Genomic DNA, 7147 nt, shown 5'->3' on the forward strand with positions numbered 1-7147 from the left:
CAAATCTTTCAACTCAAAACTCAAAATTATTTAGCGAGTTACTTGCACAACTATTTTCCTTGAGATGGAGCAATTTTTTGCTGCAACCAAGCCATCATGCGATCGAGCAGCAAACCAACAGCCCCGATGTAGACTACAGCTAACAAAATTTCGCTGATGTAGTTTTGCTGGTAAGCGTTCCAAATAAAGAAGCCGATACCTGTAATCCCGGACATCACAATTTCCGCAGCGATAATTGCCAGCCAAGCCAAACCGATCGCAATTCTCAATCCTGTGAAGATGTAAGGAAGTGCCGACGGAAACAAGATATTGAGGTAATACTCTTTCCGAGTAAGTTGCAGCACTTTCGCAACGTTGTTATAGTCGTCTGGAATTTGGCGCACACCTTCAGCCGTGTTGATCAAAATCGGCCAAACTGAAGTGATAAAAATCACGAACAAAGCAGCAGGTTCGTTTTGTTGCAGTGCAGCCAGGGCGATCGGCACCCAAGCCAAAGGAGCCACCATCCGCAAAAACTGAAAAAGCGGATCTAAAGCCTTATTTAGAAAAGGATTTGTACCTACCACAACCCCCATGCCAATTCCCACAGCCGCGGCGAGAGTATAGCCTTTTGCCACCCGTTCCAAACTAGCTAAAGTCTGCCAAAATAGTCCGACTCCGTAGGTTTTGGAGTTCATGAAAGGATACAGCAGCAAAATCCGCGTCCGTTCATCTGTCCAAACGCTTGTCGGCCCCGGCAATTTAATAATTCCAGAACTTGACAGGAATTGCCAAACAAACAGAAATCCAAGTACCCCCAAGATTGGCGGCAATATATTCGGGGAATTCTTCTTCCAAAACTCGCCCAGCGCCGCTTGCGGAGCGACTCTACCTCTCCGACTTGTACTTACAGCCATCCTGCTTATCTCCTCTGTTTCTGCGGTGTTTTCTTTCGAGACTAAATTTTTGAGGCTAAATTATGGGAAGCTTTTACCCATCACACTTTTTTAATCGCCAAACTGCTCAGATAAGCTTCGGGCTGATCCGGGTTGAATTCTTTGCCATCAAAGAACTTCTCAATGCCGCGAGACGTACTTTTCGGAATATCAGCATCAGCCACTCCGGCTAATTTGGCTGCTTTCTTCCAGATATCGGCGCGGTTGACTTTACCGATGAGTGTCTTTTTGTCTGCCAAGGTTTTTGTTGGCAAGAAACCCCAGCGAACGCTTTCGGTAATGAACCACAAATCATGACTTGCGTAGGGATAAGAAACGTTGCCGACGCTATCTTTCCAGTACAGCGGGCTGCTCTTGAAGTCGTTGATGTCGGGTTTGCCATCGCCCATGACATACTTGCCTTCAAAGGGCGGCGCCAAAACAGCCGGATTTACGTCAATGAAGTTTTTGCCGGAAAGAATGGCAACTAATTCGGGGCGATTTTCTGGCTTGTCGCACCACTGTTGCGCTTCGATGATTGCTGCTATCACGGCTTCTGTGGCTTTGGGATGCTTGTCTACCCAGTCGCCGCGAATTGCGAGATATTCCTCTGGGTGAGCTTTCCAGATTTCGGAAGTGAGCGCTGACATGAAGCCGATGTTTTCTTTGACAATCCGCAAAGGCCAGGGGTCGCCGGTGCTGAAAGCGTCCATGCTTCCGGTTTTCATGTTGGCCACGGTTTGGGCTGCCGGTACTGTTAGCAAGCTGACATCTGTATCGGGATCGATGCCGTTAGCTGCAAGCCAGTAGCGAATCCACAAGTCTTGGTTGGCCTTGGGGAAGGTGTAGGCTGCTTTGAAGGGAGTGCCTGCTTTCGCTAGGCCTTTGATGTAGTCTTGGGCTGCTTGGTCTAGTTTGAGTCCGAGGCCTTTGCCTTGGTGTTTGCCCGCGATCGCAATTCCATTTCCGTGAGTGTTCAACTGAGCCAGAACATACATCGGGATTGGGGTGCTGTTTTTGGTGATCAGGCCTTGACTAATTTGATAAGGCATCGGCATTTGCCACTGGCCGCCGTCAATGCCGCCCCCGGCAGATCCGATTTCTACGTTATCTCTGGTCGAGCCCCAGTTGGCTTGCTTGGCAACTGTTACCTCAGTCATGCCGTATTTGGCAAAAAAGCCTTTTTCTTGGGCAATGATTAAAGGTGCTGCTTCCACGATCGGGATGTATCCCAATGTAATTTTACTGCTTTCAATTCCTTCTACTCTTCTCTCGTTGGCAACTGCAACTGCTGAGGTTGCCACCGGCACTGCCCCGCCACCAGCAGCGGCCTCACCGCCAGCACTAGCACCCGGTTCGGGAGGATTTCCCAAACACCCTTTGAGCAGTATTGAACTGACTGCAGATGCACCTGCTGTAACGATAAATTTACGCCGAGAAAATTGCTCTGAAAATTTTGTCATAGTCTAGCCTCGCTGCAATTCATAATCTTCTGTAACGACATCACTGAAGTTTATCAAGGCGCTTTTTTTCTGTTCGCTAATGGAATTTAGCGAACCGTTTTGAGCGATCCTTGGCAGGAGGGAGCAAAAGATTTATCGCTAGCATAATTCTTTAAACTATCCCTGCTGATTTGACTTTTTTGATTATCGATATTTCGAGCGGCCGAGTTGTGTGAACTCACTTTTTGCGAGCCGCACGTTTTCTTGGCTTGATAATTAACTCTACCTTACTCTTGCACAAATTATAAAACAATTATTAAATTCATTTGATAAGTAAATCTTTTGGGATCGCCCTATCGATAACGCACCGTTGGGAAGGGCGCTCTGGTTGGCTTATCAAAACTGGTTCAAACCAAGAGTTGCTGGGTAACGGTTGTAGCGAAGGCCGATCGGGCCGCCTTCAAATCTCTTGTCAATAAGTTGCCAACATCGCAGCCACTGCACATTTACTTTGTTAATATATGTCTATTTTTTTTAAGCTAATTGTAGTTTATTATACAGAAATAATTAACATTTTACGCTTTGGGTGTTGTCAAAGGGTTAACTGGTTTTCATTGGTGGACTAAAATTCAATACGCTTGGGTTAAAACTGCTTATTCCGGGCGTGATCCCCTCGCATACCCCCTACTCCCCCTGGTTGTTGGGGGACGAAAGAGTAAGTTCTTGTCCCCCCGCAACGATGCGGGGGGCTAGGGGCGATCGGGCTCGGGCCCAAGCGTATTGGCCTAAAATTGGCGCTTAATCGTAAGTGATTTACCGGAGATGATATGACGTGGGCTTTTAGGTTCGATTTTGTGTAAAACAGAGAAACCCGGTTTCTTCCAGAAACCCGGTTTCTCAACACCCGAAATTACTACTCGGTGGCAGTACCTCCAAGTTCGATCGCACTTTTGTACAGCAGCTTAGTTGGGCGGGTCAAAGCGGTTGACGGAGAGAGCAACACCGATCATCGGCAGGGCTACGCCGAAGCAAATCAACCACTGATCCAGATTCATCGGAGCCGTCTCAAATATGCGATTGACAAACGGAGAGTTAGCAAAGATGATCTGCAAAATCACCGCCAGGACAATTCCCACACCGAGGGCGGGAGCGCCGCTAACTTCTTCCTTAGAACCGCTAAACTTAGCAATCAAAGAAGGCAACAACTGGCTGAGACTCAACAGGTAAAAAATTCTCCCCATTACCAAAGCTTGAATCGCCATCGTGCGGGCCAGTTCCAAGGTTCCCCAAGGAGCTTGGCGTACCCATTCAAACATTCCGAAAATCAGAGTCCAGTTGTAAAGAGAAATAGCGATGATCCGCTTGATCCGATTTCCGGTGAGGAAAGGTTCGTTTACCGGTCGGGGCTGCTGTTTCATGACTCCCGCTGACTTGGGCTCGAAAGCCAGAGGCACAGTCATGGTGATCGAGTTGAGCATATTCAGCCAGAGAATTTGTAGCGACAAAATCGGCAATTCTCGACCTAGGAGGGTGCTGAGCAAAATTGTCATCGATTCTCCGCCGTTGACTGGGAGAATGAAGCTGATTGCTTTGAGCAGATTTTTGTAAACCGATCGCCCTTCTTCGACAGCAGATTCGATCGACGCAAAGTTATCATCGGTAAGAATCATGTCGGCGGCTTCCTTAGAAACCTCAGTACCGCTGCCCATCGCAATACCGATATCCGCTTGTTTCAGCGCCGGCGCGTCGTTAACGCCGTCTCCCGTCATCGCCACGATTTCGCCTTGATTTTGCAAAGCTTCTACGAGGCGGAGTTTTTGTTCTGGGGCGACGCGGGCAAAAACTGAGCCGGCTTCTACGGCTTCGCCGAGTTCCTGCTTGCTCATGGCGGCGAGTTGAGCACCGGTGTAGGCTACAAGTTCCCTGTGGTGTTTAGTTTTGCGGAATCCCATGCGGCGGGCGATCGCCTTGGCTGTAGCGATGTGGTCGCCGGTAATCATTTTGACTTGGATGCCGGCGGTTTGACAAGCTTGGACGGCTGCGATCGCCTCAGCCCGCGGCGGGTCAATCATGCCTTGGAGTCCCAAGAAAATCAGCCCTGACTCCAAATCCGAGTGATCGACGGAATTTTGGCTTTGGGGTACTGTCTTTTTCGCTAAAGCCAAGACGCGCAAGCCTTGCTTTGCCATTTCATCGACTTGGTGGTGGATTTGTTCGCGATCGACTTCTACCGGATTTCCTTGGGTATCGAGACTGGAACCGCAGCGGCCGAGAATGGATTCTACTGAACCTTTGACGTACAAAATTTTGCCACTGGGAGTTCGGTGCAGCGTCGCCATGTATTGAAACTGAGATTCAAAGGGAATTGAATCCAGCCGCTGCATTGACTTGGACAAAATTTGCTGGCTCAAATCAGCTTTTTTGCCCGCAGCAATTAACGCTCCCTCTGTCGGATCTCCGACGACAATCCAATTATCGTCTTTGAATTCCAGGTGAGAGTCGTTGCAAAGGAGTCCAGCTTGCAAACATTCTTGCAAAGTTGGAGTTTGGCTGACAGTAATTGGCAGTTGGTTGAGTTGAATTTCACCTTCGGGGCTGTATCCCGTACCCGTAACCGAGTAGGATTCGCCGCCAGAATAGATTTCTTGCACCGTCATTTCGTTTTCCGTCAAAGTTCCGGTTTTGTCGGAACAGATGACGGTAGCGCCGCCGAGGGTTTCCACTGCGGGCAATTTGCGGACGATCGCGTGGCGATTTGCCATCCGGGAAACGCCTACGGCTAGGGTGACGGTGATGACGGCGGGTAAGCCTTCGGGAATTGCGCCGACAATCAGGGCGACTGCGGGTTCGACTGCTTCTTTAAAGGCTGAAACCCCCTCTGGGACAGGTCTGCCCAATCTGACTGCGAAGGTCAAGGTTGCCATTCCCAGCACGAATAACAGCCAGTTTTGACTGAATTGGTTGAATTTGCGGGTTAAGGGGGTGGTGAGATCGATGTGCCGATCTAATAGTTGGGAGATTTTGCCGGTTTCGGTTTTATTGGCGATCGCAATTACGATGCCGCTAGCTTGGCCAAAAGTGACAAAACTGCCGGCATAGGCCATGTTATCCCGTTCTGCTAGTGGCGTTTCTTGTGGCAGAACCAAGTCTCCAGATTGTCCTAATTCTTTTTCGACAGCAACTGATTCCCCGGTGAGTCCCGATTCGTCGATTTGCAAGTCGCGCACTTTCACTAAGCGCAAGTCTGCCGGTACTTTGTCGCCGGAAGTCAGGGTTACTAAGTCCCCGACAACGAGTTCTTTGGAGGGAATTCTTAATTTTTTGCCACCCCGAATGACTGTGGCTTCGGTGGTGACAGCTTGGGCTAGGGCTTCAATTTTTTTCTCGGCTCCAGCTTCTTGGATGAAACTAATAGTAGCGTTGGTGGTTGTTACGCCCCAAATTACGCTAGCGTTGAGCCATTCTCCGATCACTGCTTTGATTAAACCTGCACTCAGCAAGATGATCAGGAGGGGTTGGTTAAATTGCAGGATAAATTTTAACCAGGCTGGTTTCCCTGCTTTAACCGTTAGTTCGTTGGGCCCGAATTTCTGTTGGCGATGGTTGGCTTCTGTCGGTTCTAAACCGCTTTCCAGGTTGGTTTCTAAGATTGTTGCAACCTTGGATACTTCTAGGTAGTGCCAATATTGCTCTGCTACGTCTACATCGTTGGCGGATCTTGATGGCATTATTCTTCCTGAATATTGGGGGTGTGTGAGGAGCTTTGAGCGCTCCTTAATAGGCACGCTCAATACAACTCATCGCTCGTTGGAGCGTGAATATATTGAGCGGCTTAATTGTGGGTTGATTACTTTAACGGGCTGTGACTTACATCTATATTACAACCGATGTGGCCGTTTGTGGCAAAAAATTTGGGGGATTTTTTCCGGCGCTACATCTTGTTTGGGACTTGGTGGCTAAGATGGGGAAAAGTCGATCGAATCCCTTGACATTTGGCAAGTTTTAGGTGTGGTTGAAGAAAGGCACGACACGGAAGTCACGGATACACGGATTCATTATTGAGCAGGAGTCAGGAGTTATCGATCGCAAAGCGTGTTAAAACTGATATCTTGCACCATTGTCAAGAACGGGCTCTCCGGCCCGTTCCACAAAGAATGAATTTTCTTGTGGAACAGGCCGAAAAGCCTGTTCCTAAACAAGTAATTGAGAATGGTGCAAGATGTGAGTTAAAACCGAGATATTGCACCATTCTCAATTAGCCGTAGGGGCGGGTTCGCCAACAGCCTTAAAGCTTGCAAATAGGTTCTATAAACCCGCCCGACCCCACGAAAAATCCTCTTATTGATATTGCTGCAAGATGTCAGTTAAAACCGAGTTAAGCGATCGTATTCTGAACTTATAGAAATAGTAGTGACGCTGGTGCTGGGTTCGGTGCTGTTGGTCTAGGAAATGCGGTTCGGGCGGGTGTTAGTTCGATCGTCCGTTACTGCGAAGGATTTGTTTAACGGCAGAAATTCGATCGCCCTGGCTTTGGTGATGCACTCGCGTGCGATCGTGTTGACTTGGATGCCAGAGGTTGGACAAGCTGGGAGGGCTGCCCGATCAATTCAAGACTCAATGCTATAGCGGTTCTCAAGCGTGGTGAGGTATGCCATTAGCCCTATGCCATTAGCCATTTGCCCATGAGTACCTCATATGAGAGCTCGAAAGGCTATATCAATTGCTAATCTGCTAGCCCAAAACACTGAGCACCCTTTAGACAATTGAATTGAGATTTTGGGCTGCATCGTT

4 protein-coding genes are annotated in these 7147 nt (G+C 48.6%); 1 reads left to right on the forward strand and 3 read right to left on the reverse strand.

Annotated elements, in window-relative coordinates; genetic code table 11:
• Positions 1–50 precede the first annotated feature (50 nt).
• From ntrB to QUB06_RS29265, 3 genes are all read right to left on the reverse strand, one after another.
• Positions 51–896 carry a nitrate ABC transporter permease gene (gene ntrB / locus QUB06_RS29255; protein WP_333438261.1) on the reverse strand — a complete coding sequence of 282 codons (846 nt, stop codon included), beginning with the start codon at positions 894–896 and terminating at the stop codon, positions 51–53.
• Positions 897–976: 80 nt separating this feature from the next.
• The gene (locus tag QUB06_RS29260; protein ID WP_333142430.1) at positions 977–2377 is read right to left on the reverse strand and encodes a CmpA/NrtA family ABC transporter substrate-binding protein; all 1401 of its coding nucleotides are present in this window, start codon (positions 2375–2377) and stop codon (positions 977–979) included.
• 941 nt (positions 2378–3318) lie between these two features.
• The gene (locus QUB06_RS29265; RefSeq protein WP_333438262.1) at positions 3319–6084 is read right to left on the reverse strand and encodes an HAD-IC family P-type ATPase; all 2766 of its coding nucleotides are present in this window, start codon (positions 6082–6084) and stop codon (positions 3319–3321) included.
• Positions 6085–6820: 736 nt separating this feature from the next.
• On the opposite strand from QUB06_RS29265, the gene QUB06_RS29270 reads away from it, so the two are divergent.
• Positions 6821–6982: a hypothetical protein gene (locus tag QUB06_RS29270; protein WP_333438263.1), complete on the forward strand. Its 162-nt coding sequence runs from the start codon at positions 6821–6823 to the stop codon at positions 6980–6982.
• Positions 6983–7147: the final 165 nt, after the last annotated feature.

The organism is Microcoleus sp. D2_18a_D3, assembly GCF_036702455.1.
Taxonomy (GTDB): domain Bacteria; phylum Cyanobacteriota; class Cyanobacteriia; order Cyanobacteriales; family Microcoleaceae; genus Microcoleus.